Origin of the sequence: Methyloglobulus sp. (genome assembly GCF_040079455.1) — a bacterium.
GTDB lineage: Bacteria > Pseudomonadota > Gammaproteobacteria > Methylococcales > Methylomonadaceae > Methyloglobulus.
Map to the genome: position 1 here is coordinate 1 of NZ_JBEBKJ010000051.1, position 26,638 is coordinate 26,638.

28 protein-coding genes, 2 tRNA genes and 2 pseudogenes are annotated in these 26,638 nt (G+C 44.8%); 13 read left to right on the plus strand and 19 right to left on the minus strand.

From position 1 onward, the window contains the following. Positions 1-138: 138 nt before the first annotated feature. The 8 genes from ABL924_RS11615 to dbpA all read left to right on the plus strand — a co-directional run bounded on the left by ABL924_RS11615 (position 139) and on the right by dbpA (position 7,829). Positions 139-795, plus strand: a complete 657-nt coding sequence (locus ABL924_RS11615; protein ID WP_349027259.1) for a riboflavin synthase — start codon at positions 139-141, stop codon at positions 793-795. 248 nt (positions 796-1,043) lie between these two features. Then, positions 1,044-2,162 (plus strand): bifunctional 3,4-dihydroxy-2-butanone-4-phosphate synthase/GTP cyclohydrolase II, encoded by a 1,119-nt coding sequence (ribBA, locus tag ABL924_RS11620; RefSeq protein WP_349027260.1) that lies wholly within the window; start codon positions 1,044-1,046, stop codon positions 2,160-2,162. Between the two features lie 144 nt (positions 2,163-2,306). Next, positions 2,307-2,786 carry a 6,7-dimethyl-8-ribityllumazine synthase gene (gene ribE / locus ABL924_RS11625; protein ID WP_349027261.1) on the plus strand — a complete coding sequence of 160 codons (480 nt, stop codon included), beginning with the start codon at positions 2,307-2,309 and terminating at the stop codon, positions 2,784-2,786. Continuing rightward, positions 2,783-3,238: a transcription antitermination factor NusB gene (gene nusB, locus ABL924_RS11630; protein WP_349027262.1), complete on the plus strand. Its 456-nt coding sequence runs from the start codon at positions 2,783-2,785 to the stop codon at positions 3,236-3,238. Before ribE ends, nusB begins: the two co-directional genes overlap by 4 nt. A gap of 328 nt (positions 3,239-3,566) precedes the next feature. Next, positions 3,567-4,310, plus strand: coding sequence for a hypothetical protein (locus ABL924_RS11635; RefSeq protein ID WP_349027263.1), 744 nt, complete (start codon positions 3,567-3,569; stop codon positions 4,308-4,310). Positions 4,311-4,574: 264 nt separating this feature from the next. Then, entirely contained in the window at positions 4,575-5,513 is a 939-nt protein-coding gene (gene thiL, locus ABL924_RS11640) for a thiamine-phosphate kinase (protein WP_349027264.1), read from the plus strand. Positions 5,514-5,775: 262 nt separating this feature from the next. Next, positions 5,776-6,279, plus strand: coding sequence for a phosphatidylglycerophosphatase A (locus ABL924_RS11645; protein ID WP_349027265.1), 504 nt, complete (start codon positions 5,776-5,778; stop codon positions 6,277-6,279). Between the two features lie 167 nt (positions 6,280-6,446). Beyond that, positions 6,447-7,829 carry an ATP-dependent RNA helicase DbpA gene (gene dbpA, locus ABL924_RS11650; protein ID WP_349027266.1) on the plus strand — a complete coding sequence of 461 codons (1,383 nt, stop codon included), beginning with the start codon at positions 6,447-6,449 and terminating at the stop codon, positions 7,827-7,829. 212 nt (positions 7,830-8,041) lie between these two features. Here the strand turns inward: dbpA and ABL924_RS11655 are convergent, their stop codons facing one another. The 3 genes and pseudogenes from ABL924_RS11655 to ABL924_RS11665 form a co-directional block, all read right to left on the minus strand. After that, positions 8,042-8,971 carry a hypothetical protein gene (locus tag ABL924_RS11655; RefSeq protein ID WP_349027284.1) on the minus strand — a complete coding sequence of 310 codons (930 nt, stop codon included), beginning with the start codon at positions 8,969-8,971 and terminating at the stop codon, positions 8,042-8,044. A gap of 103 nt (positions 8,972-9,074) precedes the next feature. Beyond that, a pseudogene (locus tag ABL924_RS11660) lies at positions 9,075-9,260 on the minus strand (chalcone isomerase family protein); the annotation flags it as partial. An 11-nt stretch (positions 9,261-9,271) separates the two neighbouring features. Next, on the minus strand, positions 9,272-9,436 hold the full coding sequence (locus tag ABL924_RS11665) for a hypothetical protein (protein WP_349027267.1): 165 nt from the start codon (positions 9,434-9,436) through the stop codon (positions 9,272-9,274). A 425-nt stretch (positions 9,437-9,861) separates the two neighbouring features. On the opposite strand from ABL924_RS11665, the gene ABL924_RS11670 reads away from it, so the two are divergent. The 4 genes from ABL924_RS11670 (at position 9,862) to ABL924_RS11685 (ending at position 15,469) form a co-directional block, all read left to right on the plus strand. Next, positions 9,862-11,613: a carbamoyltransferase C-terminal domain-containing protein gene (locus tag ABL924_RS11670; protein WP_349027268.1), complete on the plus strand. Its 1,752-nt coding sequence runs from the start codon at positions 9,862-9,864 to the stop codon at positions 11,611-11,613. Next, on the plus strand, positions 11,606-13,816 hold the full coding sequence (locus tag ABL924_RS11675; RefSeq protein WP_349027269.1) for an iron-containing redox enzyme family protein: 2,211 nt from the start codon (positions 11,606-11,608) through the stop codon (positions 13,814-13,816). Before ABL924_RS11670 ends, ABL924_RS11675 begins: the two co-directional genes overlap by 8 nt. 55 nt (positions 13,817-13,871) lie before the next feature. Continuing rightward, positions 13,872-14,915, plus strand: coding sequence for a fatty acid desaturase (locus ABL924_RS11680; RefSeq protein ID WP_349027285.1), 1,044 nt, complete (start codon positions 13,872-13,874; stop codon positions 14,913-14,915). Positions 14,916-15,328: 413 nt separating this feature from the next. Continuing rightward, positions 15,329-15,469, plus strand: a complete 141-nt coding sequence (locus ABL924_RS11685; RefSeq protein ID WP_349027270.1) for a hypothetical protein — start codon at positions 15,329-15,331, stop codon at positions 15,467-15,469. Here ABL924_RS11685 and ABL924_RS11690 read toward each other — a convergent pair. The 16 genes and pseudogenes from ABL924_RS11690 to ABL924_RS11765 all read right to left on the minus strand — a co-directional run bounded on the left by ABL924_RS11690 (position 15,453) and on the right by ABL924_RS11765 (position 26,315). Then, the gene (locus ABL924_RS11690) at positions 15,453-15,617 is read right to left on the minus strand and encodes a hypothetical protein (protein WP_349027271.1); all 165 of its coding nucleotides are present in this window, start codon (positions 15,615-15,617) and stop codon (positions 15,453-15,455) included. The two genes, ABL924_RS11685 and ABL924_RS11690, sit on opposite strands and share 17 nt — an antisense overlap. A gap of 159 nt (positions 15,618-15,776) precedes the next feature. After that, positions 15,777-16,155: pseudogene (locus tag ABL924_RS11695) on the minus strand (transposase); the annotation flags it as partial. Between the two features lie 155 nt (positions 16,156-16,310). Continuing rightward, complete coding sequence (gene kdsB, locus ABL924_RS11700; RefSeq protein WP_349027272.1) at positions 16,311-17,081, minus strand: 3-deoxy-manno-octulosonate cytidylyltransferase; 771 nt, start codon at positions 17,079-17,081, stop codon at positions 16,311-16,313. Further along, positions 17,078-17,269, minus strand: coding sequence for a Trm112 family protein (locus ABL924_RS11705; RefSeq protein WP_349027286.1), 192 nt, complete (start codon positions 17,267-17,269; stop codon positions 17,078-17,080). Before ABL924_RS11705 ends, kdsB begins: the two co-directional genes overlap by 4 nt. After that, positions 17,269-18,273 carry a tetraacyldisaccharide 4'-kinase gene (lpxK, locus tag ABL924_RS11710; RefSeq protein WP_349027273.1) on the minus strand — a complete coding sequence of 335 codons (1,005 nt, stop codon included), beginning with the start codon at positions 18,271-18,273 and terminating at the stop codon, positions 17,269-17,271. The genes ABL924_RS11705 and lpxK overlap by 1 nt, the downstream gene beginning before the upstream one ends. Beyond that, on the minus strand, positions 18,270-18,707 hold the full coding sequence (locus ABL924_RS11715; protein WP_349027274.1) for a biopolymer transporter ExbD: 438 nt from the start codon (positions 18,705-18,707) through the stop codon (positions 18,270-18,272). Before ABL924_RS11715 ends, lpxK begins: the two co-directional genes overlap by 4 nt. Then, positions 18,707-19,324 (minus strand): MotA/TolQ/ExbB proton channel family protein, encoded by a 618-nt coding sequence (locus ABL924_RS11720; RefSeq protein ID WP_349027275.1) that lies wholly within the window; start codon positions 19,322-19,324, stop codon positions 18,707-18,709. The genes ABL924_RS11715 and ABL924_RS11720 overlap by 1 nt, the downstream gene beginning before the upstream one ends. A 77-nt stretch (positions 19,325-19,401) precedes the next feature. Next, complete coding sequence (locus ABL924_RS11725) at positions 19,402-20,562, minus strand: MFS transporter (protein WP_349027276.1); 1,161 nt, start codon at positions 20,560-20,562, stop codon at positions 19,402-19,404. A 62-nt stretch (positions 20,563-20,624) separates the two neighbouring features. Next, the gene (locus ABL924_RS11730) at positions 20,625-21,317 is read right to left on the minus strand and encodes a replication initiation protein (RefSeq protein WP_349027277.1); all 693 of its coding nucleotides are present in this window, start codon (positions 21,315-21,317) and stop codon (positions 20,625-20,627) included. 11 nt (positions 21,318-21,328) lie between these two features. Next, positions 21,329-22,417, minus strand: a complete 1,089-nt coding sequence (gene aroC, locus ABL924_RS11735) for a chorismate synthase (protein WP_349027278.1) — start codon at positions 22,415-22,417, stop codon at positions 21,329-21,331. Between the two features lie 306 nt (positions 22,418-22,723). Further along, entirely contained in the window at positions 22,724-23,656 is a 933-nt protein-coding gene (gene prmB, locus ABL924_RS11740; protein WP_349027279.1) for a 50S ribosomal protein L3 N(5)-glutamine methyltransferase, read from the minus strand. A 250-nt stretch (positions 23,657-23,906) separates the two neighbouring features. Continuing rightward, on the minus strand, positions 23,907-24,167 hold the full coding sequence (locus tag ABL924_RS11745) for a hypothetical protein (RefSeq protein WP_349027280.1): 261 nt from the start codon (positions 24,165-24,167) through the stop codon (positions 23,907-23,909). A gap of 334 nt (positions 24,168-24,501) precedes the next feature. Further along, a tRNA-Phe gene (locus tag ABL924_RS11750) sits at positions 24,502-24,577 on the minus strand. A 44-nt stretch (positions 24,578-24,621) separates the two neighbouring features. After that, positions 24,622-24,697: transfer RNA gene (locus ABL924_RS11755), tRNA-Phe, on the minus strand. A gap of 59 nt (positions 24,698-24,756) precedes the next feature. Then, positions 24,757-25,395, minus strand: coding sequence for a DUF4126 domain-containing protein (locus ABL924_RS11760; protein ID WP_349027281.1), 639 nt, complete (start codon positions 25,393-25,395; stop codon positions 24,757-24,759). An 86-nt stretch (positions 25,396-25,481) separates the two neighbouring features. Next, on the minus strand, positions 25,482-26,315 hold the full coding sequence (locus tag ABL924_RS11765) for a PHP domain-containing protein (protein ID WP_349027282.1): 834 nt from the start codon (positions 26,313-26,315) through the stop codon (positions 25,482-25,484). A gap of 126 nt (positions 26,316-26,441) precedes the next feature. On the opposite strand from ABL924_RS11765, the gene ABL924_RS11770 reads away from it, so the two are divergent. After that, positions 26,442-26,576, plus strand: a complete 135-nt coding sequence (locus ABL924_RS11770; RefSeq protein ID WP_349027283.1) for a hypothetical protein — start codon at positions 26,442-26,444, stop codon at positions 26,574-26,576. Positions 26,577-26,638 lie beyond the last annotated feature (62 nt).

Here is a 26,638-nt window from a genome sequence, read left to right on the forward strand (position 1 = left end):
TTTTTTACCGCTATTATTTGCATATTTTGTTAGAAAGCAAGGGCTTGATATTTATGACAAGCTGAGTAAAGAAGAATCAAGTTTTTCAAAAAAACTACCCAAGCGTAAAAATAACCGTATTACTAAGTTGTAATCAAAATGTTTACAGGAATCATCAGCGCAATCGGTCTTATATCCGCAATCGAACAAAAAGGCGGCGATTGCCGCTTAACCATTAATACTGGCAAGCTATCGTTATCAGATACCCAGCTAGGCGACAGCATTGCCGTCAACGGTGTGTGTTTAACGGCAGTGGAATTAGGTAAACAGCATTTCTGCGCGGATGTTTCCAATGAAACGCTGTCCCGGTCGACATTGAAAAATGCTGTAGTTGGAACGCCCGCTAATCTGGAACTGGCGTTAACACCGACGACTCGCATGGGTGGACATATCGTCAGCGGTCATGTGGACGGCATTGGTGAACTTGTCGAGCTTAAGCCGGATGCCCGTTCCTGGCGACTGTCGTTTAAAGTCCCGGATGAGTTGGCAAAATATATCGCCGAAAAAGGTTCGATCACCATCAACGGCATCAGCCTGACCGTCAATACCGTGAGTGGCGCGTTGTTTAGTGTTAATATCGTGCCGCATACGCTCAAGGAAACGACATTGGCAGATATAAAAGTAGGCAGCCAAGTCAATCTTGAGGTTGATTTATTGGCGAGGTATTTGGAACGGTTGTTGTTGGGTGAGGCGGCTGCAAAACCAAAAAGTGCAATTACCGAGACCTTATTGCGGGACAGCGGATTTATCGGTTAAGAAACTAATCGGAGTGACAAACCTAGGTTTGTCAATCCAAAATGAATGCGACAGTTGACAAGTCTATCAAAAATACAGGTTTAACCCATGACCAAAAACTCGGAACACGTTGATCCCTTGTCATGGTTCGACGACCAAAGGGAGTGCCTTTGGTGGAGATTCGCTACGAACGGAATCAAACCCTTTCGCTGTTGGCACTGAGCTTGTCGAAGTGCGATTATTACCAAGATAAGTAAGATAATTTTCAAATGAACACCATCGAAGAAATCATAGACGACTTACGCCAAGGCAAAATGGTCATTATCATGGATGATGAAGACCGCGAAAACGAAGGTGACCTGGTCATGGCGGCGGCTTTTACGCGCCCTGAAGACATCAATTTCATGGCGCGTTACGGTCGTGGCTTGATTTGCCTGACTTTGACCAGCGAGCGTTGCCAGCAGTTGCGTTTGCCGTTAATGACCAATGAAAATAAAACCGCGCATTCAACCAATTTTACCGTCTCAATAGAAGCGGCTACAGGCGTTACTACAGGTATCTCCGCAGCAGACAGGGCGCGAACCGTACAATGTGCTGTGGCTGCGGATGCTAAAGCCGATGATCTGGTCCAACCAGGACATATTTTTCCGCTAATGGCAAAGTCGGGTGGTGTATTGAACAGGGCAGGGCATACCGAAGCGGGTTGTGATCTGGCGCGATTGGCGGGTGTCGAACCTGCCGCTGTTATCGTTGAGATTCTCAATGAAGATGGCTCGATGGCAAGAAAGCCGGATTTGGAAGTATTTGCCCAACATCATAATCTTAAAATCGGTACAATCTCCGACCTGATTCATTATCGCATCCAGCATGAAAACACCCTGGAACGCATTAGTGAATGTACTTTCCCAACCGAATTCGGTGATTTTCGCCTGTATGCCTATCAGGACAGGAATGACAATAATCTCCACTTGGCTTTGGTAATGGGGCAGGTATCTGATGGTGAGCCGGTTCTGGTCAGGGTACACGCACGTAATCTTTTGGATGATGTGTTTTCGTCGAAGCGCTCTGACCGCAGTATTTCGATGCGTGTTGCCATGCAAAAGATAGCCAAAGAAGGCCGTGGCGTTTTGGTGGTTATTAGGCAAAACGAGAGCAATAAAAATTTGGTCGAATTGATCCATCGCTATCAGCTCGAAGACAATGGCGTAACCATCCCCGCTGCCGCGTCGCCCGATTGGCGTATGACGGGTACGGGTGCGCGTATATTATCTGACCTTGGTGTGCACAAATTAAAGGTATTGGGTGCACAGAAAAAGTATGTTGGCCTCGCGGGATTTGATCTGGAAGTGACTGAACACGTCAGTTGTGAGGACTGGGAAGGTAGTTAGACAAGTACCTCTCCCTTAGGGAGAGGGCTAGGGTGAGGGGAATAAAAGAGGAAGGTATTTATAATATTCCCCCTCATCCCAACCTTCTCCCTCAGGGAGAAGGAGCTTTTTGAATTTTAGTTTTAGCAAAATAAGAGAAACAGTATGTCCGCAATAACAACGTTTGAAGGAAATTTATCGGCTCAAGGCCGCACCGTCTGCATCGTCGCATCACGGTTTAACAGCTTTATCGTCGAACAGCTCCAGGCTGGCGCGATTGATACCTTAGTCCGTCACGGTGCTGACTTGGCAAACATCCATCTGGTCAAAGCACCAGGTGCATTTGAGTTGCCTTTGGTCGTGCAACGCGTTGCAGCAACCAAAAAATATGACGCGATTGTTGCATTGGGTGCAGTAATACGCGGCGGTACGCCGCATTTTGAATATGTTGCTGGTGAATGCGTTAAGGGCATCGCTACCGTTGCTATGCAATATGACATACCGGTAAGCTTTGGCGTATTGACCGTCGATACCATTGAACAAGCCATCGAACGCGCCGGCACCAAAGCCGGTAACAAAGGTGCGGAAGCTGCGATGTCTGCGATTGAAATGATGAGCCTGCTGGAAAACTTAGCCAAACCATGAGTTCAACCAAAACCAACGCACGTAAAGCCGTCGTGCAAGCGCTCTACCAATGGCAAATGACGGGGCAAAGCCTTATCAGCATTGAATTACAATTTGAGGAAGACGGACGTTTAAAAGGCGTACAAAAAAGCTACTTCAAGGAATTGTTTCACGGCATTCCCCAATATGTGGATGCCATCGATGAAGTCCTCAGTGAATTCGTTGACCGCCCTGTTGACGTTATTGATCCCGTTGAACGGGCGATATTGCGGTTGGGGGCTTATGAATTAATGTACCGCCCTGAAATGCCGTACCGCGTCGTCCTGAATGAAAGCATCAACCTTGCCAAATACTTTGGCGCGGATGGCAGCCATCGCTATGTGAATGGGATTTTGGATAAGGTGGCGCAGCAGAAGAGGAAGGTGGAGGTAAAAAGTAAGGTGCAGGGCGAAAGGCAAAAGGCGCAAGATTAATCTAATATAGTTCTCGCTTTCCAGCGTGGGAACGATGAAAGTTCTTTTTAGATTTTATTTCATGCTGTGGTTCAACGTCGAAGTGTAATTTCAATTTAGCAAGTAGCAAGTAGCAAGTAGCAAGTAGCCTCGATGAAGTGTAACGGAATCGAGGAATTGGAGGTTTCGTTTATCCTCGATTCCACTACGTTACATCGAGGTTACTTGCTCATATTTAAAAAAATCAAACAAAATACCATCTATGTTGAATAAAACATTTTCTATAACTCTTGTCTTAACTATGATGATAAGTAGTTGTTCTGTGCGAAATGAATCACGTATCGTCAACATGGATTCAATAGACCCACCTTCTTCTATTATTAAATCCGCCTTTGAAGAAATATTTAGCTTTAGTGAAAAGGCATTCGGGGAAAAGTTCGGGTTCTTATCGGTAGAATTTCAAGGCAGGACTAAAATCGCAGAAAATAAAATAACAGGCGTATGGTTTAACCAGTCTTTTACTTCTGAAAAAGATAGGTTTCATGTTGTTTTTTTTAATACTCAAACACTTAATGATAAAGGCGAAATCGAAAATTGTCATAACTGCCAGCCAGACATCAGTGAAGCTACCTATCAATTTACCCCATCTGGATGGAAATTAGTTTCTAAAAAATTAAATTTCGATACTTTTGGCTCATGGGGTTACGCTCCTGACATTAAAGTCGCAGAAACTATGCAGTTATCTCCAAGAATTACAGTTTTTATGGTACCTTTTAGTTATAGCATACAAGGCGATACGGATTCTGGGGTCGGCTTATTTGAATTTAAAAACAATGATTGGAGATATATTGGGTATATCCATCTTGAATACTCAACGGAAGGCAGCTGCAACTGTTACGCTTATAGCGGAACATTATCGAAGATAGCAGGCAGTAACCCTGAATATCCCGATTTGTTGGTAACAGTTAAAGGAACTGTTATGGATTTTGACGCAGATAAGATTGTTCCAGCTAAAAATATCACATACCGATTTGATGGAACAAAATATAAATCAAAGGACGATGTTGGCATTTATAATTTGCCTACATTGTAGCCTTGTAGCACGGTAGATACCACTTTGGGCGTGACGGGGTATGTTACCCCGTCACTTACGTTTTATTGATGTTTACAATATTGAAGCTCATTAAAACTATGTGGACGGGACAACATGCCCCGTCCGGCACGGTAGTTTCATTAAAAACATACAAAATGAATTTAGTGCGTAGGTTGGGGTGAGGAACGAACCCCAAAAATTTCAGCGGATTGTTATTCATTGGGGTTCACAAGTTCACCCCAACCTACGATTCTATTCTCCTAAATGACCAATTCCATCACCGAGTTCTCCCTAATCGACCGTTTTTTCAAGCGTCAAGCTGTCAATAAGGCTGTCACTCAGGGCATAGGCGATGACTGCGCCTTATTAAAAATTCCGCAAGGCTTTGAACTGGCGATAACTAGCGATACGATGGTGGAAAAGGTTCATTTCTTTGCGGATTGTGACCCTTTTGATTTGGGTTATAAATTGTTAGCGGTTAACTTAAGCGACCTCGCCAGCATGGGCGCAAAACCGCTGGCCGTTACGCTCGCGTTAACTGTACCCAAAGTTGATGAAAATTGGCTGAAAGCATTCGCCGATGGCTTTTTTGCTTTGGCAGAACGTTATTCAGTGGATTTGATTGGTGGTGATACTACTTCCGGCTCGTTAACGTTAACTGTGACGGCTTTAGGTTTAGTGCCTACGGGACAAGCACTTAGACGTTCAACAGCCAAAACTGGCGACATTGTTTGCGTGACGGGTCATCTTGGCGATGCTGGGCTGGGCTTAAAAATTAACCAAGGTTACGATTGCAAACAACCGGATGCGGCTTTAAAGCGGTTTAACCGACCTGATCCGCAGATCGAGACGGGTCAGGCTTTACTCGGTATAGCCAATGCCTGTATCGATATTTCTGATGGACTGGTTGGTGATTTAGGGCATATCCTACAACAAAGCCAAGTTGGTGCGTGTATCGAATGGGAAGACTTGCCATTATCAACAGAAGTCCTTACCTATATCGAAGACACTGGCGATTGGGCGATGCCGCTGACTGCTGGGGACGATTATGAGCTGTGCTTTACCGTCAGCTCAGATAAGGTTCAAAATCTAACAATTCCCCACACTAAAATCGGTGTTATCGAATCCGAACCGGGCTTGCGGCTCAACAAATCAGGTAACATCCAACCCTTGGAGATCAAAGGGTTTGAGCATTTTTCTTAGGGTTTTAGTAACTATTAGGTATATGCTTGCTAGAACACGTATGACACGGATTGGGGTAGGGTTAAATGGTTTTCTTTATTTTTATTTCCCCTCACCCAACCCTCTCCCTTTGGAGAGGGCTTAAAGACCACTCGGTGAATAATTGCTCTTCTTATCTATGTTTATCCGTCAAATCCGTGACATTCGTGTTTTATTTGGACTAACCATATTTTGTAAGAATGTCCTTGGCTCAACCGAAATCTGCTCATGAAAAGGTTTATTGATGTTTATTAATTCAGAATATGGTAACAACCGTTTAACCCCCAAACAAATCATCACCGATCCAATCCTGTTCCTGGCTTTCGGTTTCGGTTTCGGTTTGGCAAAAAAAGCCCCCGGAACATGCGGCACATTGGCAGCAGTGCCGCTTTATTGCTTGCTCGCGCAAACGGGGAATACCTTCTACAGCTTGGTAATGATAGCCGTTACGATTGTGGGCATCTGGATTTGTGGGCTGGCGGCAAATAAGCTGGGCGAACACGATTTTGGCGGCATCGTCTGGGATGAGATCGCCGGCTACCTGATTACCTTGTGGTGGATACCATTTAGCTGGCAAGGCGTGGTGCTAGGTTTTATCCTGTTCCGTTTCTTCGACATCTTAAAACCTTGGCCTATTAAAATTGCTGATAGACGCGTTAAAGGCGGTTTTGGAATTATGTTGGATGATGTGCTGGCGGGGGTGTTTGCTAACTTGGTATTGGTGTTGATTTTGGGCTGGTGGGCGTAATCGGTTTTAATTCGTAATGCCATTTTGTGACCGCAACCTGGAAAACCTCAAAGGTTGGCGGAAGTAATGTTTCGGTCTGCTGCCCCGCCTTAAAGCATCAGCATCTGGTATCATAAGCAATTGAATGGGGACAGTTCGTCGGCATTCAGTTTACTTAAGAGTGCATTGTGAAGTCTTCCACGTTTTCATCGTTACCGTTAAAACCCGCCCTGCTTGAAAATATAGAATCCTTGGGTTACACCCAGCTTACTCCCATACAGTCTGAAAGTTTGCCACACATCCTTGAAGGCAAAGATGTCATTGCACAGGCTAAAACTGGCAGCGGCAAAACCGCTTGTTTTGGTATTGGAATGCTCTCACGCTTAGATTTGAGCAGTTTTAGGATTCAGGCGATGGTGGTTTGCCCTACTCGTGAACTGGCCGATCAAGTCTGCAAGGAAATCCGCAGGCTGGCGCGGTTCACCCAAAATATTAAAGTGTTGTCCTTATGTGGCGGCGTACCCTTCGGGCCGCAAACCGATTCCTTACGGCATGGTGTTCATATTGTCGTCGGCACACCGGGTAGATTACAGGAACATCTGCGTAAACGCAGCTTACACCTAAGCAACTTAAAAATTCTGGTGCTGGATGAGGCCGACCGAATGCTGGACATGGGCTTTGAAGAAGCCGTTACTGAGGTTATCGCTTATGCTCCAACGCATCGGCAAACCTTGCTGTTTTCCGCCACGTTTGCTGACCCGATTCGGGAACTGAGCCAGAAATTTCAGTATAAGCCGGTTACTGTAAGTATTGAGGAAGGCCATCATGCTGACGTTATCGAGCAACTTTTTTATGAAATAGAGAAAGGCCGGAGAACCAATGCACTAGGCTATCTATTATCGTATCATCGTCCAGAATCAACAGTCATCTTCTGCAATACCAAAAAAGATTGTCACGATGTCGCCAATGAATTGGAGAATAACGGATTTTCAGTGCAGGCATTACACGGCGATTTGGAACAGAAAGACCGAGATCAAGTGTTGGTGCGTTTTGCCAATAAAAGCTGTTCTATTTTGGTAGCAACCGATGTTGCTGCCCGTGGCTTGGATATTAAAGAATTGCAGGCAGTGATTAATTACGAATTGCCATGGGATCCCGAAATCTATGTCCACAGGATTGGACGAACAGGCCGTGCGGGCAATAAAGGCCTGGCACTGAGCTTATGTACGCAGCAGGAACTGCCCAGGGTTAAAGCCATTGAAGAGTATCAAAATACTACGGCTAAATGGGATGAAGTTGTGCCTTTCAAAATGAGCCGCGAAGATAGGTTTGAACCGCCAATGGTCACGTTATCGATAGCTGGAGGCCGCAAAGATAAGGTACGTCCGGGCGATATATTGGGTGCTTTAACTGGCGATGCGGGCATTCCTGGCAGTGAAGTGGGCAAAATCGACATTTTCGATAATCATGCTTATGTGGCGATAAAACAGGAAAGCGTCAATACCGCCCTTACCTGCTTAAGAAATGGCAAAATAAAAGGCCGCAGTTTTAATGTTCGTAAATCGCCGTAAGAAAAGCCTTGATTTGACATTTTGTCGTTCATTTTAGCCAAGAACCCCTTTCTCTCTTGAGGCATAGGTATCTACACAAGTATCTGCCCCTTCTCCCTTGAGGGAGAAGGTCGGGATGAGGGGGATAAAACAGTTGATTTTATTCTCCTCGCCCCAACCCTTTCGAACACGAGAAGGAGAGAATTTTATGGGCTTCTCCCATATTAATGCCATTATTTCTGTGCTAAGTTTTTGAGTATTTCTTTCAAAGGCACAAGATTCATGGTTATCCTGAACAAAACGTCATTATTTTCTAATAAGCCGTAACAGTTATAACTCCTAAGCTGAATGTTGGTCTGATTTAAGGTTTTTCCCCGTGATTCCGGCAGTTGTTTAACGAGAATATTCAGAGTGTCATTATTTTTAAGTTGGCCGACATACTGGCGGTCAACAGAGATTTCGTGAGAAGTGTAGACCATCGGGTTGAGTTTAAAGTCGTGATTTTCCAATTGCGCTTTTTCCAGCAACGCCCCGGAAGTCAAGCTACAAGGAAAAACTTCAGGATAATTGGCAACTTGTGTCAATTCGTCAAAATAATCGGATTGTTCAGCAAAAGATCCTGATAGGAAATTTTTGACTGAGCCGTTATTCAAATATTTCCGTTTGAGGAAGTAATCCGTACCGGGAACGGTAGTACGGTCAGGAATTTCGTTAAGGTCAGGTAGGTTGTCGAGTCGGGTATCAGCCAAAAATAGCGGTACTTGCGTTTCCTTTTTAAATCCCAGCAACACGGTTTTGCCATCGGATTTCATGGAAATACGATTGGCAAGCGTCAGATTAGGAATAGTATTAATCAGCGTCTTTTTAATGTCCAAAAAGACCGGAATTCTCGGACGAACAGCGTTAACAAAGGTAATTTGATAATTGCTAAAGCGAAGGTTGTTTTCCGCAATCACCTTGTTTTCATGATGCGCTTCCCGATACAGGCGCATTTGATACTCAATCAGAGTATTGAGCTGATAACCCAGAACGATAGGCCCTTTAAACGGATTATGGGTAATCTGTAGCCATTTATGCTTATCGTGAAACAAGTTAAAGTCATCAGAAGCATTACGCGCCACTTCGATATGGATTTGTTCAAAAGTAAAAGGTTCGTTACTCATATTTAGCTTGAATACGGCATGATTAGGCGTTAGCACAACACTAGGTTTAAACGATGATTGTAACGAAAACTGTGCCATGCCGTGCATAATTCCCCTTCACTCGCTATCTTTTTGACAAACTCGCTGACAGCAGATTTTTCTTCAAGTCTTCGGGAAAAGGTTCTTTGCCAAACCAAACGTTAAAATAGGCCAAACCTTGTTCGGGGTCTTTTAAAGTACCCAACAGTTTTTTATTCAAAAATAATTTTAAACCGGTTTTCGTATCAAAGATCAGATCGTAGTAATCGCCTTCTTTTACATCTAGGTAGTTGCCGTTAAAGCCTTTAAATGCTTGCTACCATTCAGTATATTTTGCCCAAGATTGATTTTCAAATATTCCTCCGATGCTTCCCGAAATGCCTTGGCAGGTATCGCTTTTTCATAGGCAAAGCGCAATTGCTTGGGGAGTTTTGGTAAAAATATCATTGATGGTTTTGCAATCTTCCAGATACAGTACTGAATTACCGACATGGATTAGTCGGAATGCTTTCAGTTCAGCACGACCGCAAAGCAACAGTTTGCTTCCGATGTTTGAATGGTTGACGGAAATAATTCCTCCGCTCATGTAGCGGGTGGCAAGTTAATACCAATTCCAAAAAGTTGTTATATAAATCCCCTCATCCTAGCCTTCTCCCTTTGGAGAAGGTAACAATGAGAACTTATTGGGATTGGTATAACTTGTGAGCTTCCATTTAGATCAGGCAAGAATACAAAAAATTCCATTTGACAACATTAAGATTGGCTTGCATAACTGTGTGGCCCAATGCAGAAAGAAGTATTAGGTCAGATAACGACAAAAATCCTATACTACTGATTAAAAAAACGGGTACATGAGAGAAGGGCAAAACTGAATGTCAACCTATTACATAGGGCTATCGGTAACTTATCACGATTCCGCCTTGGCTATTGTTAGCAATGAAGGCGAAGTCTTGTTTGCCGAAGCGACGGAACGGTTTATGCAAAATAAGCGAGCACTCAATTGTGAACCCGACCAGTTGTTTCGCCTACCTGAGCTGCTTGAACAGTATTGTCCTAATCCCAAAAAAATCGTAATCGCCAGCAATTGGCGGAAAAAGCGTCCACTTTACGAAAATATCATCAAGAAACTGGGCTTTTTGTCTGCACCAGGTTTATTGAAAACGGGCGTCAAGAAGCTGCATTCACCGCTTACCAATTACCAATTGCACCACATGATGGCCTGCCAGCGGAACAGCATAGACCGGGCTGGACTTAATTTGGTGCGAATTCTTCAAGAATATTACCCTGATTGTGAAATAGCGTTTAAGGATTACGACCATCACCTGACCCACGCGGCAATCGCCTGTTATGGCAGTCCGTTTGAGGAAGCCGCTTGTGCGGTGATTGATTCTTACGGCGAACATGGCGCGATGGCTTTTTACAGCTACCGGAACGGAAAACTGGAACAACTGCACGAAGCTAAGGGCTTAGGCAAAGCCAGCTTAGGCTTGTATTACATGAAAATCACGGAGTTATGCGGGTTTGACTGGCTTAAGGGCGAGGAATGGAAAGTGATGGGCTTAGCTTCTTATGGCAAGATCAACCAAAGACTTTATGACTTGCTTAATTCCATCATTGCAGTAAATGGCTTTGATTGCACACATCCTGCTGAAAATTTTTTTGAGCAAATCGCCAAGCTGGGTGAATTTAAGCAACGCCCTGACAGTACGTTGGAAGAACTGGCGGAAATAGCCTATACCGGACAAGTGTTCTTTGCCGATTTAGTTACTCAATTGTTGACCCATTTATGTGAAGTTACCCAATGTGAAAGTCTGGCTTTAGCTGGCGGTTGTGCCTTGAATTCGTCATTTAATGGTACGGTCACGCAACGCACTGGGTTCAAGCAAGTGTATATCCCCCCTGCCCCAGCTGATGACGGCTGTGCTTTGGGTGCGGCGTGGTTGGCTTATCATGAAATCTCGCCACAACAGCAAAAAACACCAAAACTGCAAACACCTTATCTCGGCTCGACGATCAAGGATGATGCCGTTGAGCGTTTGATACGATTCAACAGATCGCTTACTGTTCAGCATTTACCGGACAGTATTACCGCAGAAACTGCCCAGTTACTGACCGAAGGCAAGCTGGTCGGCTGGGTGCAAGGCCGCGCCGAATATGGATCACGGGCTTTAGGAAATCGCTCCATACTCGCCGATCCCAGAGATGCGAAAATACAAGATATAATCAACGAAAAGGTCAAATTTAGGGAAATGTTCCGCCCTTTTGCGCCTTCCATCTTGCATGAATATGCAGATGATTATTTCGAGAACTACCAGGAGTCGCCTTATATGGACAAAACCCTGAAAATTCGCCAATCCATGCAAAGTAAAATCGCAGCGACCTGCCACGTCGATGGAACTGGACGGCTGCAAACTGTCAAAAAAGAGTCGAATCCGCGTTTTTACGAGTTAATCGAACAGTTTTACCAACTTACTCAAGTGCCTATATTACTTAATACAAGTTTTAATATAATGGGCAAACCCTTGGTTCATAGCCTTGAGGATGCACTGACCGTATTTATGACGACTGGCTTGGATGTACTGGTGGTCAATGATTATTTAATCACTAAGCCACGCAATGAATGAGTTTAATCTTTCCCTAGAGCCAACATTAATACCGGTTTTTTCTAAATCGGCTAATTTGGCTACGCAAGATTATCAAAACAATAGCCGCAACTTGTTTTATGCCTTGATCCATATCAGCGAACATTACACCGCCCTGCCCTGCGCTTATGGTTATTTAAAACACCATTTTCAATCAGTTAATAAAGAATATGCTGACGCAATCAGCGCAAAATACAGCCCTGCTACACTGGCAGCTCTACTTAAACACACGACATCTCCACAGTCTTACCCATTGCCAGAATCGGCGTTGAATGACTGCCTGGTGCAAACTGCACCGATTTATTTTACTGAACCAAGCTGGTTAGCGACCATTTCGCAAACGGTTACCAGCCAAACTCCGCTGGTCGTTGACCTGATGGCGGTCTACTTAAGGCTAACGGATGGCAATCAAAGCAATAGCAGGGAAATCTATCATGCCTATTTGCTCTCGTCAGGCATTGAATTACCTGCCCTACATACCTTAGCTTTCGCAAAACAAACCGACGTTGGCGATGAAATTTTCGATTTTTCGGCTATCCAATTAGCATTAGCTCAATTCCCCAGAGTGTTTTTTCCAGAAATCCTGGGCTTTACCTTGTCTTATTGCCAAACCTTAAGTCTGCCGGAACTGGTTTTTCCTGGTTCTGACGACTTTAAACTTCCTGATTTTGTAACCTCCAGAAGTGACAACCGTAAACAAGAAATTACGCACATTGCAGCGATTATCAAAACCTATCTAGGCGAATTTAGTCAACAAGCCGACGGCTTATGGCAGCGAATTCAATCCGGATTCTGGTTGCATCAACAACAACTTGAACTCTGCGATCACCGCATCAGCTCACAAATACACACGACCCTGTCACCTCGACAATCCGTGGAGAAATTGCTTGCGATGCTAATCCCCAATGCCATCGGCCACCACGGAAAAATTCGCTTAGGCAGTAAAACCCTAGATGAATGGTTTAAGGAAACGCCATTCAAAAGTGTAAACTTTCTAGCCACCTTATTACATTCACCATACGTAGCCCGTGAAAAGCCAGAAAACAGTAAGCTACTGAAACTGTTTGAGTTTAACGGCCCAATGTTTGGAGTCCTTGATGAAAGCGGTAAAGCTATCATCAAGGACTGGTTGTTATCCGAATTAAATCCTGCCTTGACGCATGGCAAAAAACATAAATCCACAAACTACAAGGCCGGCTTAAAGAGCATCTCCAGTAATACAACACTGAAGCAGACCGATAAGGACACACAAGAAAATGATTACCAAGAAGTAGATCAGAACAATTACACCAAACTGAGCAATAGAGATCTCTACTTCTATCTGGTCAACAACGACCTCTACCCAGAAGTATTACCGACTGCTAAAGCTAAAGTCAGTCGAGTTCTGGCTTTAGCAAAATTCTTCAATCGCTTACCCTTCCGCCGCTACAGCCACCAAGCCTTTGAAGGCTATATCAAGTCGCTTTACCAGCGCGAAGTCGATACTTATAAACCATTAAACAAGAACCCCAAGTTATCCAAAAACGCTTACGTTTGGGGAATTGAACAGTTTGCACCGACTATCCTGACCGACGGCAGTTGGCTACAAGGCATTCAGCAATTGGATTACTATTCCAACCATGCAATTGGCACTTTGTTGCACAAGATTTACGAAGACGAAACTGGGAATGGCATTCTGGCGCAAAATCATCCTCATATTTATCAGGAATTGCTCGACAGTTTGGCTATCAAATTACCGCCGATTTATTCCAGGGACTTTATCAAACACCCCAGTTTTATCGGCAGTGCTTTTGATATTCCGGTTTATCTAATGGCTATTTCCAAATTCCCCAGTGCCTTTTTGCCTGAACTTTTAGGATTGAATATGGCTATCGAACTCAGCGGGTTAGGCAGGGTTTATATTCGACTGTCTGAAGAACTTAAGTTTTGGGAAATTAGCCCCGCCATCGTCGATGTTCATATTTCCATCGATAACTTGTCGTCAGGACACTCAGCACTCGCGATTAAATCTATAGAAGCTTATCTTGACGAACAATCTGCCTGTTACGGAGAAGACATCATGCAAGCCCATTGGCAGCGAATTTATACGGGTTATTGTTCTTTACAAACCGTTAGCACGCGCTTTAAATTTTCACTGATTGGGCAGTATCTATTGAAACGCCCATGTGCTAATAACAACTATTAAAAGGCAGTATCAATATGATGACCATTCATTCCCATAACATTGCAGTGCAATTGTGATGTTCAGCCATTTTAAGCATTTACTGTGCTTTATTTTGCCGGTCGCCACCTTAATGTTCTTGAGTACTGGTCTGCATAGTATCACCAGTGCCTTGGCCTGGACGATCCCATTCTGGTTAATATTGCTGGCTGATTGGCTCAGTCCTAATTTTAAAACTGAATCCATCCCGAAACATTCACAGAAATTTTATGATGGCATTTTGTATGCGTTGACGCTGTTACAATTGGCAAACATAATTCTCATGCTAAATTATGTTTGCCAACTGCGCTGGGAGTCCTATAACGACATCATCATCAGCCTAGTTAATCTGGTTGTCATCCGATTTTTGGTGGGAACTAGTTCCGGTACATCAGGAATCGTGGTTGCCCATGAATTAATACACCGTCCACAATTCAGTTGGCAACTGCTAGGCCGATTATTGTTATGCACCGTTTGTTATGAACATTTTGTCGTCGCCCATAAACGCGGCCATCACCTCAACCTAAGCATGCCCGATGACATAGCCACAGCAAAATTGGGCGAAAGTTTTAAGGACTATTGGCGGCGGGTTTATCTGGGTTATTTACACTATGCCTGGCGTTCAGAAGAGGATCGGCTAACCCTTAGCCAAAATCAGCATCGCCTTATCGATAATCAAGTATTTCAAGGTTTGCTAATCGAACTCGCGCTACTGATGTTAATCATTGCCTATTTTGGCTGGCTAGCCGCCTTCATGTTTTTTTACCAAGCCATCGCCGCCGTACGCATTCTGGAAACCGTTAATTATTTCCAGCATTGGGGCTTGGAAAATGGGCAATTCGGCAAAACCTATGGCTGGGTCAGTCATTCCTCACTAAGTCGATACGCCTTGATCGGCCTACCTCATCATATTGGTCACCACGAAAATGAGAACAAACATTTTCATGAAATCGCCTATTCTGAGCAAGGCCCTTCACTGCCCTATGGTTATTTTGTGATGAATCTCTGGGTTAAACTAGGTAACACTTCGTACCAGAAAATGGCTGTCAGGGAGTTACAAAACTTCCAGAATTTACGATTTTAATAAAAACGCTTCAAAATTTCCTCGCCCAAAGACCAACGAGTAAACCGGAATGACGGAGGGATCAATATCAGGATTGAGTCCAACTTTAGGCATCGACCAACCAAGATTAGCAACGCTAGATAATTGATTTAGAAATAATATTTATGGATGCGGGGGTTGTATTGCAGGATATAGGCACTCTTTTATTGCCGAATGAATAATGCGGATCGAGCTGGGAACAAGCAAAAACCAGTTGGGTTAAAGCATCACAATAAAACGGGTGTTTACGTTTCCCGCTCTATTGTAGTTTGGTTGATGGTATTTATATAAGGGCATCTCTAATAATTCCCCCATTTCCGCATGATTGTTGCATACCCCGAAATCGTATTAAAATGAGATAGTAGGGATGGCTTCATCTTGATCTAATCAAGCCCATGAAACGACCCCGCCAACCCAGATTATTTGATGTCGAAGAACGCGCTGAGCAACTGACCGACATGGGCGATCCTCTGGTAGGATTGAAGGCTCGCATAGACTCGGATGCGTTCCGGCCTGAACTCAATCGGGTGGCATGACAAGGCCAGAAAAAGTAATGCCGGTGCCAAGCCCATCGATGTCGTGCTGATGTTTAACGTGCTGGTGCTCCAGCAACGGCACAGCCTGTCGGATGATGACATCGAATACCAAGTCCGCGACTGTTTCAGTTTCATACCCACAGGGCACAAGTACGCTTTTTGGGACTGCAACTTCCTTAAGTTTCTTCGTCCTGGGGAAACGCAAATTAAACCATAGGTAAGCTGAGGTGTATTTCGATCAAGGCCAAGACGGAATAAATGGGCGGATTAGCCGCGCAAACATGCTGGTCTATCCGTTTTGATTTTATTGCCCAGCCTGGGCAATATAGCCTTGGGCAGCCAGCTGCTCATGAAAACGGGCAAACAACACCATGGCTAAGCCCAAGGCCTTAAGCCGATCCCGAAACAACCAGACGGTTTTGGCATCAGGGACGCGGTCTTCCAGTTGCAGTCCCAGGAAGCGCACTTGCGCCCTGTGGGTATGAAACTGAAACGGTCGCGGATCTGGTATTCGATACCATCATCCGACAGGCTGTGCCGTTGCTGGAGCACCAGCACGTTAAACATCAGCACGACATTTGACCCCGGCATTACTTTTTCTGGCCTTGTCATGCCACCCGATTGAGTTCAGGCCGGAACACCTCCGAGTCTATGCGAGCCTTCAATCCTACCAGAGGATCGCCCATGTCGGTCAGTTGCTCGGCGCGTTCTTCAACATCGAATAAGCCAGGTTGGCGGGGTAATTTCATGGGCTTGATCAGGCCTTGATGGAGTGGCCACTATTATCTCATCTTAGGGCTATTTCAGGGTATGCAAAAATCATGGGGAAATGGGGGAATTATTAGAGATGCCCTAATATCAACTCCTCAACCCTTATCAAATCCTCCACTGTATCAACCCCAGCAGGCGGGATTCCAGCAACTACTTTAACCCTGATAGCCTCACCGTGCCAAAGAATGCGGAGTTGTTCCAAGGATTCAACGGTTTCCAATACGGAGGATTCCCACTGACAATAGCGTTTGAGAAAAGCTACAGTGTAAGCATACATGCCGATGTGTCGGTAATAAGGCATCTTTTTGGATACGTGTTTGTTCTGCTTGGCAAAGCCATCCCTATCCCAGGGAATCGGCGCACGGCTGAAATACAGGGCATAGCCAGCCTTGTTTAACACCACTTTTACGGCATTGGGATTGAATATTTCTTCTTGATCGAGGATTTTAGCTGCAAGGGTGGCTATTCCGGCTTGCTGTTGCCCTTCCAAAACCGCCGCAAGTTCTTGGATTATTTCAGGGGGAATTAGCGGCTCATCGCCTTGCACATTGACGATGATTTCATTTTCTGACCAACCGCAAAGTTCGGCAACTTGGTTGATTCTTTCCGTGCCGCTTTGGTGATCTGGTCGCGTCATGATGGCTCGTATACCCAGATCGGTGACGGTTTTCATGATGCGCTCATCGTCTGTTGCGACCACGACTTCTTCTGCACCTGCAAGCTGCGCTCTCTCGCAGACATGGGCAATCATGGGCTTTCCGGCAATATCAAGCAGCGGTTTGCCCGGTAAGCGCGTGGACGCGTAACGGGCAGGAATGACGACTTTAAAGCGCAGCGTCATTTGTATAAGGCATCGGCTTCTTCAGTCGTCAATGTGCGGGCTTCGTCTTCCAGCATGACGGGGATGTCGTCCTGGATGGGGAAAGCCAAGCGGTCAGCCCGGCAGATAAGTTCTTGATTGGCTTTGTTATAAATTAAACGGCTTTTACACAGAGGGCAAGCCAGGATGTCGAGCAGTTTTTTATCTATCATATTCTTTGTGCTTGGATTGTAAGGAGTAAGTCTAATAATTGTTGCCCGAAAGCGGATTCAGGAACGGCTTTCACTGGCACATACCAATGATTTTCTCCGTTAAAGCCGGTGCATTTTACCGCATCCTTTTCAGTCATTAGTACGGGTTTATTATCACCAAATTCAATATCGTTACGGGAAAAGGGATGATGATCGGGAAAACTGTGCGTTGTAAACAACAAACCAGCAGATTCAAGTAATTTAAAAAAGCGTTCTGGATTCCCTATACCCGCCAAAGCGTGGCAGGCTATCCCTCGAAATTCTTGCAACGGCTTAAGCTCACCTGTACTCAGGTTTATCACCGTATCGCCAACTAATTGCATGGAAAATTCATTATCTTCATACTTATTGCCATTAACGACAATGAAGTCAACACTACTTAATCGTGAAATGGGTTCACGCAAAGGTCCAGCAGGTAAACAATAGCCGTTACCGAAACGCTGCTCACCATCAATGACCGCAATTTCAATATCTCGATTCAGCTTATAGTGTTGTAAGCCATCGTCCGATAACACCACATTGCAATCGAATTTATCCAGTAACTTTTTTGCGGCATCAACTCGTGAAGGGCTAACAACCACAGGCAAGCCGGTTTGTTTGGCTATCAATAAGGCTTCATCGCCTATTTTACTGGCATCGCTATTCTCATTAACAATTTGCGGCCAGGCATCAGATTGCCCACCATAACCTCGGCTGATTATGCCTGGTTTGTAACCCGAATTTTTAAGCAATTCGGCTAACCAGATGATTAGTGGCGTTTTACCTGTTCCACCCACCGTTATATTGCCGACGACAATAACCAGAACAGGCAATGTGTGGCTTTTTAATACGCCACAGCGATATAAATATCGCCTGAACCTAACAATATCAGAAAATATATAGGCAAACGGCAACAACAATATGCCAAGAAAAGCATCCTTATACCAAACATCCACCGCCCAACGGGCAAGTGTTTTCTTCATTCTTGTGTCTTCGGTTCTTGCGTCGGGAAAGTAATATGGCTAAATCCTACTTGCCCGGCAACATCCAGTACTGTCATAACTGCTTTATTAGGAGTGTTATCATTGGCCTTGATGATGAATGGAAGGTCTTTTGCTTGGTAAGCAAGTTTTAATAATTCACGCGTTAGTGTTTCCCGGTTCTGGTCGGGTAATATATGGCTTTGTCCATCACTAGCAACCAAGTTATAAACACCTTTGGCATCAATTTCCATAGTAATATTTTTAGGATGGTCTTCAGCTTCAGAACCCTTAGCTTCCGGCAGATTGATTTTCAATTCGGTATGCCGGTCAAAAGTCGTCGAAACCATAAAGAAAAGTAACAATACAAACAATACATCAATCATCGAAATCAATGTGATATCAACTCGTTCCCTTCTTTTACGTTGAAACCTCATCAGGATACCTCTTCACGATCACCGTGTAGCACATCAATCAGTTTTAAGGCTTCCTCTTCCATGCTGACCACGAATTCATCCACCAAGCGTTCGAAATAACGATGAAAAATCAAACTGGGGATGGCGACAGTCAATCCGGCTGCGGTTGTGATCAATGCCACCGAAATCCCTCCCGCCAAAGAGCTGGGATCGCCTGCACCGTGCTTCATCATGGAAGAAAATATTTCTATCATACCGAATACGGTACCCAATAAGCCCAATAATGGCCCTACCGCCGCAATCGTACCCAACGCATTGAGAAAGCGTTCCAAGTCATGGGCAACTTTGCGGCCTGCTTCTTCCATACAATCTTTCATAATCCTCCTGCCATGATTACTATTGGCAAGGCCAGCCGCCAATATATATCCTAACGGTGAACTGGTTTTCAAACGGCGTAGCGTAGGTTCATCCATTTTATTTTCAACGTACAGCCTCCTTACCTGAGGAAGTAAGTCCGGCGGCAAAATTTTCTTCTTTTGTAACGACCAGAAGCGTTCGCCGACGATAGCCATCGCAATAATCGAACTCAAAATGATTGGAAACATCATCCAACCACCACTTTTTATGATTTCAAACACATTAACCCCGAATAATAGAATGTTACATAAGGTACTAGGTGAAAGGTTGAAGGTGCAAGTTTTTTTGGTTTTTTACTTTAGCTTTTACGTAAGGATAGGCTATCTCCTCGCCCTACCCAAATATAAGCGATAACAAAAGCGATGCCACAGCTTAACGCAGCAGCAGCATAAACAACATGCGATCCCATCGACTCCCAATAGTAACCGCTAAACAGGCTGCCTAACATACCGCCCAATCCGAAACTCAAACTATGATACAAAGCTTGCCCCTTAGCCTGATGTTGTTGATCGAAATATCGATGTACAAAATGGATAGCGGCAATATGTGTCCCTCCGAACGTGGCGGCATGGAGCAATTGGGCAAATAACAGCAAGCCAAGATTATCAACATAGCCACCTATCAACACCCAGCGCAATATGGCAAATACCAAGCTGGTCAACAAGATGCTGCGTAAGGAATAGCGCTTCAATAAGCCCTTCATAAGCATGAACAAAATAATTTCAGCGATTACACCCAAAGACCAGAGCAGCCCAGTAGTCGTGGTCGTGTAAAAATGGTCTTTCAGATAGACTGAATAAAAGACATAGTATGGGGCATGGGCAAATTGGATCAGCACATACACCATCAAGAATGCTAGCACTTCCGGTTTTTTGATGATGCTGGCTAGTCGAATCGGGCTGTGGTCATAGCTGACAGTGCGACTTTCTGGTGTTGCCAAGGTCGTTAACCAATTCAAAGCCAGTAAGCCAGTGATTACGATGGGTAGCAACATTATGGGTTGGCTATCCAGCATCTTGCCTACTCCAACGACCGTCAGTATAAAACCCACCGAACCCCATAAACGAATGCGGCTATAGCGGTGCGAGTCTACCTGTAAGTGGGCTAATGTTGTCGCCTCATACAGCGGCAATGGCGCATTCCAGAAAAAGCTAAAGCCAATGGTGAGCCATGCATATTCCATATAGTTATGGATGGCCAGAAACCCGGCAAATAGAAGCACGGCAAAAAACGAAGTCCAGCGGATAATACGCAGATTTTTACGGGTGTGGTCAGCAATCCAGCCCCAAAGATTTGGCGCAATGATTTTAGTGCCAACCAAAAGCGCAGATAATTGGCCTATTTCAGCAGAATTAAAGCCGTTTTCTTTTAGATATAAACTCCAATAGGGAATGAACGCACCTAACGTGGCGAAATAGCATAGGTAAAAACTGGAGAGTCGCCAATATGGAACTGACATCTTAAATTATTTTTTTCTAAATTAAGGCGATGAGCCAATCACAACTGAATTTAAAGAATAATCTATTTGTCTTTCATTGGCTTGCAGGGAATCGAAAAATCAACATGGTAGTGTTCATCATGTCGAATCCAAGGATTTCCTTTCATAAAATTGACTTTAGTATTCAAATATTCCCCATGTTTTGATGCAAAAAGTTTAGGCAAGTAAGACAAATCAAAAATAACAAGGGCAATACTCGAACCTTTTGCTTTAGCAACTATGTCTAATTGGTATAGATGCTCAGCGATTGCTTCAAAGTCGATTTTATAGTTTTTATATTTGGCGTTTTCATCAAATTCAAGACCATATCCAAATTTGTTAATAACACCGGTTGGTATAAAAACTGATTTGTTAGTTTGATTTATGACTGGTACCATAAAATCAATTGACAATCCGTTCCTATGTGTACGATGCGGCCTAATACGGCCTCCTGATGCCCAACCAGTTTCACCATATGTAAAAACTTTACCAGCAGCAGATTGTTCTAAAGCCTGATAAGTAGTTAAAACTATATCTACTGCCTGTGAATGAAGATAAGTTCGCCCGAGAATGTTGCCTAACAAGCTATAGGCGGAAAAATTCCTGCCTGAAACTGGCAACTTAATACCATTTTCAAGTTTTCCATTCGACACAGATCCATAACAAGTACTTTCAACACTATTTGCTGATACTGCAAAAGATAGAATTACTAGAATACAAGCTATTAATCTAATCATCAATGTAGGGGCTACCTCAAAATCGCCAATCCCGAATCTACCCCAAAATTCTGCGCCCGATGCCGTAAAAAATGATCCATGAGGATAATCGCAATCATGGCTTCTGCAATCGGTGTTGCCCGTATGCCAACACAGGGATCATGACGGCCTTCGGTAATCACTTCTACAGCTTCACCACGGGTATTGATACTGCGACCAGGAAGTCGAAGGCTGGAAGTGGGTTTCAGCGCAATACTCGCCGTAATAGGCTGGCCACTACTAATACCGCCCAAAATACCACCGGCATGGTTGCTTAAAAAACCGTCAGGCGTGATTTCGTCGCGGAATTGTGTACCTTTGGTATTGATGCAATCGAACCCGCCGCCAATTTCCACACCCTTGACCGCATTGATGCTCATCAGAGCATGTGCTAAATCGGCATCCAGACGGTCGAAGATCGGCTCGCCCAAGCCGGGCGGCACATTAGTGGCGACGACTTCAATCCGTGCGCCGATGGATTCGCCTTCTTTGCGTAAGGCATCCATGTAGGTTTCCATTTGGGCGACTTTATCCGCATCAGGGCAAAAGAAGGGGTTGCTGTCAATGATGTTCCAATCGACAGTTTCAATTTTGATGGGGCCTAATTGGGACAAATAACCACGAATTTCAATTCCGGCGATTTCGCGCAAGTATTTTTTGGCAATACCGCCTGCCGCCACTCGCATGGCAGTTTCCCGTGCCGAAGAACGACCGCCACCACGATAATCCCTGAACCCATACTTATGTTGATAGGTGTAATCGGCATGTCCGGGACGGAAAGTTTCGGCAATTTTGGAATAATCTTTGGAGCGTTGGTCGGTATTTTCGATCAACAAGCCGATTGGTGTTCCCGTCGTTTTGCCTTCAAAAACTCCAGACAGGATTTTAACCTCGTCGGCTTCCCGCCGCTGGGTGGTATGCCGTGAAGTACCGGGTTTCCTTCGATCCAGGTCGTTTTGCAAATCGTCTTCTGATAACGCCATCCCCGGAGGACAACCATCGACGATGCAGCCTATCGCAGGGCCGTGGCTTTCGCCAAAGGAGGTGACGGTAAAACATTTTCCTATCGTGTTTCCAGACATACGTGAACCTGTAAAAATATAAAATTCCCCTTCTCCCTTGAGGGACGACCGCCAGGGATGGCGGAAGTGCGGGAGTAGGTATGGAGCCTACGACGCTAAGGCTGGGATGAGGGAGATATAAAAAACTGATTTTATTCTCCTCGGCAACCGCTCCATGCGTTGCCCTACCTCCTGCATCCATGCAGTCGTCACCCCAACCCCTCCAGCAGGAGAGGGAGCTTACTTCTTCTTCAACCCATTGTTTATATTAATAATTTGCATAGCCACCCTTGCCTTGAAGAAGATTGAAGTATTAGATCCGTTTAATCATTTCAAAGCACTAGTAAAAACATCATGGTATTCAATGACTTGTTCAGCAGTCAGCAAAAACACGCCATCACCGCCACGTTCAAAATCCAGCCAATAAAAAGCGACATTCGGGAAAGTTTTTTGCAACGTTTCCGCACTGCTACCCACTTCGACGACCAATATCCCCTGAGGGGTTAGATAATCTTTTGCTTGCGCCAGTATCCGCACGACGATATCCAAGCCAGTTGTACCCGCAACAAGACCCATTTCTGGTTCGGCATGGAACTCGGCAGGGAGTTGCTGCCACTCTTCTAGGCTCACATACGGCGGATTACTGACAATGACATCATATCGGATATTGGGTAGCTCATCGAATAGGTTCGACCAATATAAAGTCACTTGATCTTTGAGTTGATGTTTATCTACATTGATTTCAGCGACCAGAAGCGCGTGCGCCGACACATCGACCGCATCTATCACCGCATCAGGGAATGCATAAGCGCAAGCAATAGCGATACAAGCACTGCCAGTGCATAAATCCAAAATCCGGCCAACCTGCTCTTCTTCCACCCAGGGAGCAAATCGCTGTTCGATGAGTTCGGCAATAGGTGATCTAGGCACCAACACCCGCTCGTCGACATAGAAGGACAATCCTGCAAAAACTGCTTCTTGTGTTAAGTAAGCAGCTGGTTTTCGTTCCGTTATCCGTTTCTCGAAAACCGCCACAACCGCTTCCCTTTCTTGCAACGTTAACGTTCCCTGTAAATAAAATTCACTTAAACTATAGGGAAGATGCAGTGTATGCAGCACAAGCGCAGCCGCTTCATCCAGCGCCGTTGCACTACCATGACCAAAACTTATTTTGGCTTCAGTAAATCGACTGGCACCCCAGCGGATATAATCTCGCAAGGTAGTTAAAGACGACAAAACGTCAAGCGACGGTGCATTCATGATTCAGAAAAAAACAGGTAAATTGAAACGGATAAAGGGCTTGATTTTAAACTAAAGCAAAGGGTAATGCCGGAATATTAGACAAATCCTACAGTGGGATGTGGTGCATGTTGCCATTTACGAGCATCCTTCGTCAGGCTCATTACGAACAGTTTATACTGAGCCCATTCGTGGTGAGCTTGTCTAACCATGAATGGAATCAACCTAGCCAGTATTTTCCTAAAAGGAACTGGTTCTTGCAATCGCTCAATTAATCAATTTCTTCGATAATCGTATTTACGATAGGCACTTGAACATAATGTTTTTTGTCGTCCCAAAAGTAGTAATAGCCTTTATCACTCGATGTTACCTTACCGTTCTTGATCGTCCAGGTTTTGCTGGTCGTGCCGTTAGCGTAGGTAATCAAATAATCGCTATCCAATATTTCGACTACTTTTCTGGAAAGTTGGTTTTGCTGGTCTTGTGTACAACCAGCCAAAAATATTAAGCCTATCAAATAAATAACTTTCATACTGTAATCCTCGAAAAATCTGTCTGTGTTAAAAGTGATTTTTTAAATTAAGGGATCTCTAAAAATCCCCTTTCCCTCTGGGAGAGGGCTAGGGTGAGGGTTGTAAATGCTTGCTTTTAAATCCCTCATCCCAACCTTCTCGGCAATAGCTCCTGCATTGCCCTACTACCTACATCCATGTAGGCATCTCAGAGGGCGAAGGAGTTTTTTGAATTTTTAGAGATTCCCATAAAAAATAAAACGTTACGCTAATCATTTTCCAACGGGTTTTTACATTACTCCTAAGAAAATAAAACCAGGGAAGTACAAAACTGACACGAAATGGATATAAAGATGGTGCCCAGGGGCGGAATCGAACCGTCGACACGAGGATTTTCAGTCCTCTGCTCTACCGACTGAGCTACCTGGGCATTTGAACGGTGTTGGGGTGGCTTGTTGACGTAAGCAGAATGAATGGTGCCCAGGGGCGGAATCGAACCGTCGACACGAGGATTTTCAGTCCTCTGCTCTACCGACTGAGCTACCTGGGCGGTCATACAAAAGAGCGCCATTAGACGCGATTACGCCCTTACAGTCAATAGGGAATTCATTACTGGGGTAGATTAAAATCCGGTGGGCTACCCTCTTTTCTAAACCAACCCAGGATAAAACGAAAAACTTTTTTTACACCCACCCAAATTTTGGGCAAATACCAGATCATCAATATCACAAATAACACGAGTGCAATCAAGAATGAAACCGGATGGTTGATGCTTGCCCAAACACCTGTAACAACGATAACATCTTCCCCGATTGACGCAATCCAGTTACTAAAAGGTTCTGGTGATGTGTTAATCATCACTCTCGTACCGGCTTTGGTGGCATGTGTGCCAGCCGCAAGGCTACCACCCAATAAGGCAGCAGCGATTTCGACAGCAGGATTAAGGTCTCCCACCGCACCAGCAGCCAACATCGCCCCGGCAGGAATACGGATAAAGGTGTGGATCGCATCCCAGCCAGAATCTGCTCCAGGAGTTTTATCGACGAAGAATTCAACAAAATACATAATGCCCGCAGCGCCCATAACTAACGGGTTTGCCACAATCTGTAAATCCGGTGGCAAATCGATATTGCCGCTGTTGGCAAGAAAGCCCAAGGTCAGCAAAGTGGCGTACAGATTAATACCGCTAGCCCAAGCCAAGCCCATAGTTAACGCCAAAGTTGCCGTTATTTGATCGAGTGCACCCATTGATTACGTCCCCATCCCCATTGTTGATACTTACAATAGCGTAACATACTGATTATGAATGGCGGTTAAATAATAAAACGGGCTTTCTAGCCAAACAACTCCCAAACAGGCTTAACATTCACAGGCAACGGCGCAAGCCTGCCTAACTCGATCCATTGGTTTGCTGGATTGTGAAAATCGGAACCGACAGAACCCGCCAATTCAAAATCATTCGCGTATTTAGCCGCCAATTTAATTTCATCGGCATTACACCTGCCAGTCACCACCTCTATGCCCTGCCCTCCAGCCTGTTTGAATGCGGTCAGCAAACGGTTCATCCATTTTGGGGTTAATTTATAACGCAGGGGATGTGCCAATACCGCTACCCCGCCCGATTGGATAATCCAGTTAACCGCCAACTCCATTTCTGCCCAAGCCGTCGCTACATAAGCGGGCTTACCTTTGGCGAGATAACGGTCAAACGCGTCTTGTTGACTGGAAACGTGAAAGTGCGACACCAGAAAATCGGCGAAATGCGTACGGGTAATCATGCTGTCCCCTGCGGCTTTAGTCACCGCTTCCAACGCGCCGGGAATGCGTTTTTTTTCCAGCTTGGCGGCAATTTGTTCGGCCCGTTCAAAGCGTATCAATTGTAGCTGACGGGTCGCGTCAAACAGCGGTGGATAATCAGGATTGATGCCTAAACCCACAATATGAAAAGTCTTATCCTTCCAGCTTGCAGACAGCTCTATCCCCGCAATCAGCTTAACACCTACTTCAGTTGCAGCCGTTTTCGCCTCATCAAGGCCCGCCGTCGTATCATGATCCGTCAAGGCCAATGCAGTCACGCCTTGTCCATGCGCCCGACGCACCAATTCGGTTGGCGACAGCACACCGTCAGAAACATTAGAATGGCAATGAAGATCGTATTTTTCGGTCATAAGCCCTTATCCGATGCGGGAAGAAGCAAGATGTAACCATGTAAAAGATAAGCCATATCGGCAAAAAAGGTGTAGAACAACTATTATTACCCCGTATTAACTACGCCCACATTATAGCACTTCTATATGACCGCAACCCTTGATGTCAACACCCTTCGCCAACGCGCCGCCGCGTTTGCCAAAGAATTTTCCAAATCGACTTATGAAATGGGCGAAGCACAGGATTTTGTAATGGTCAATATAAACCGGACACTTTTTTAGACAGCCTTCTTATAAAAATCCCGCTCAAACTGCAACGGGGATTGATAGCCTAACTTTGAATG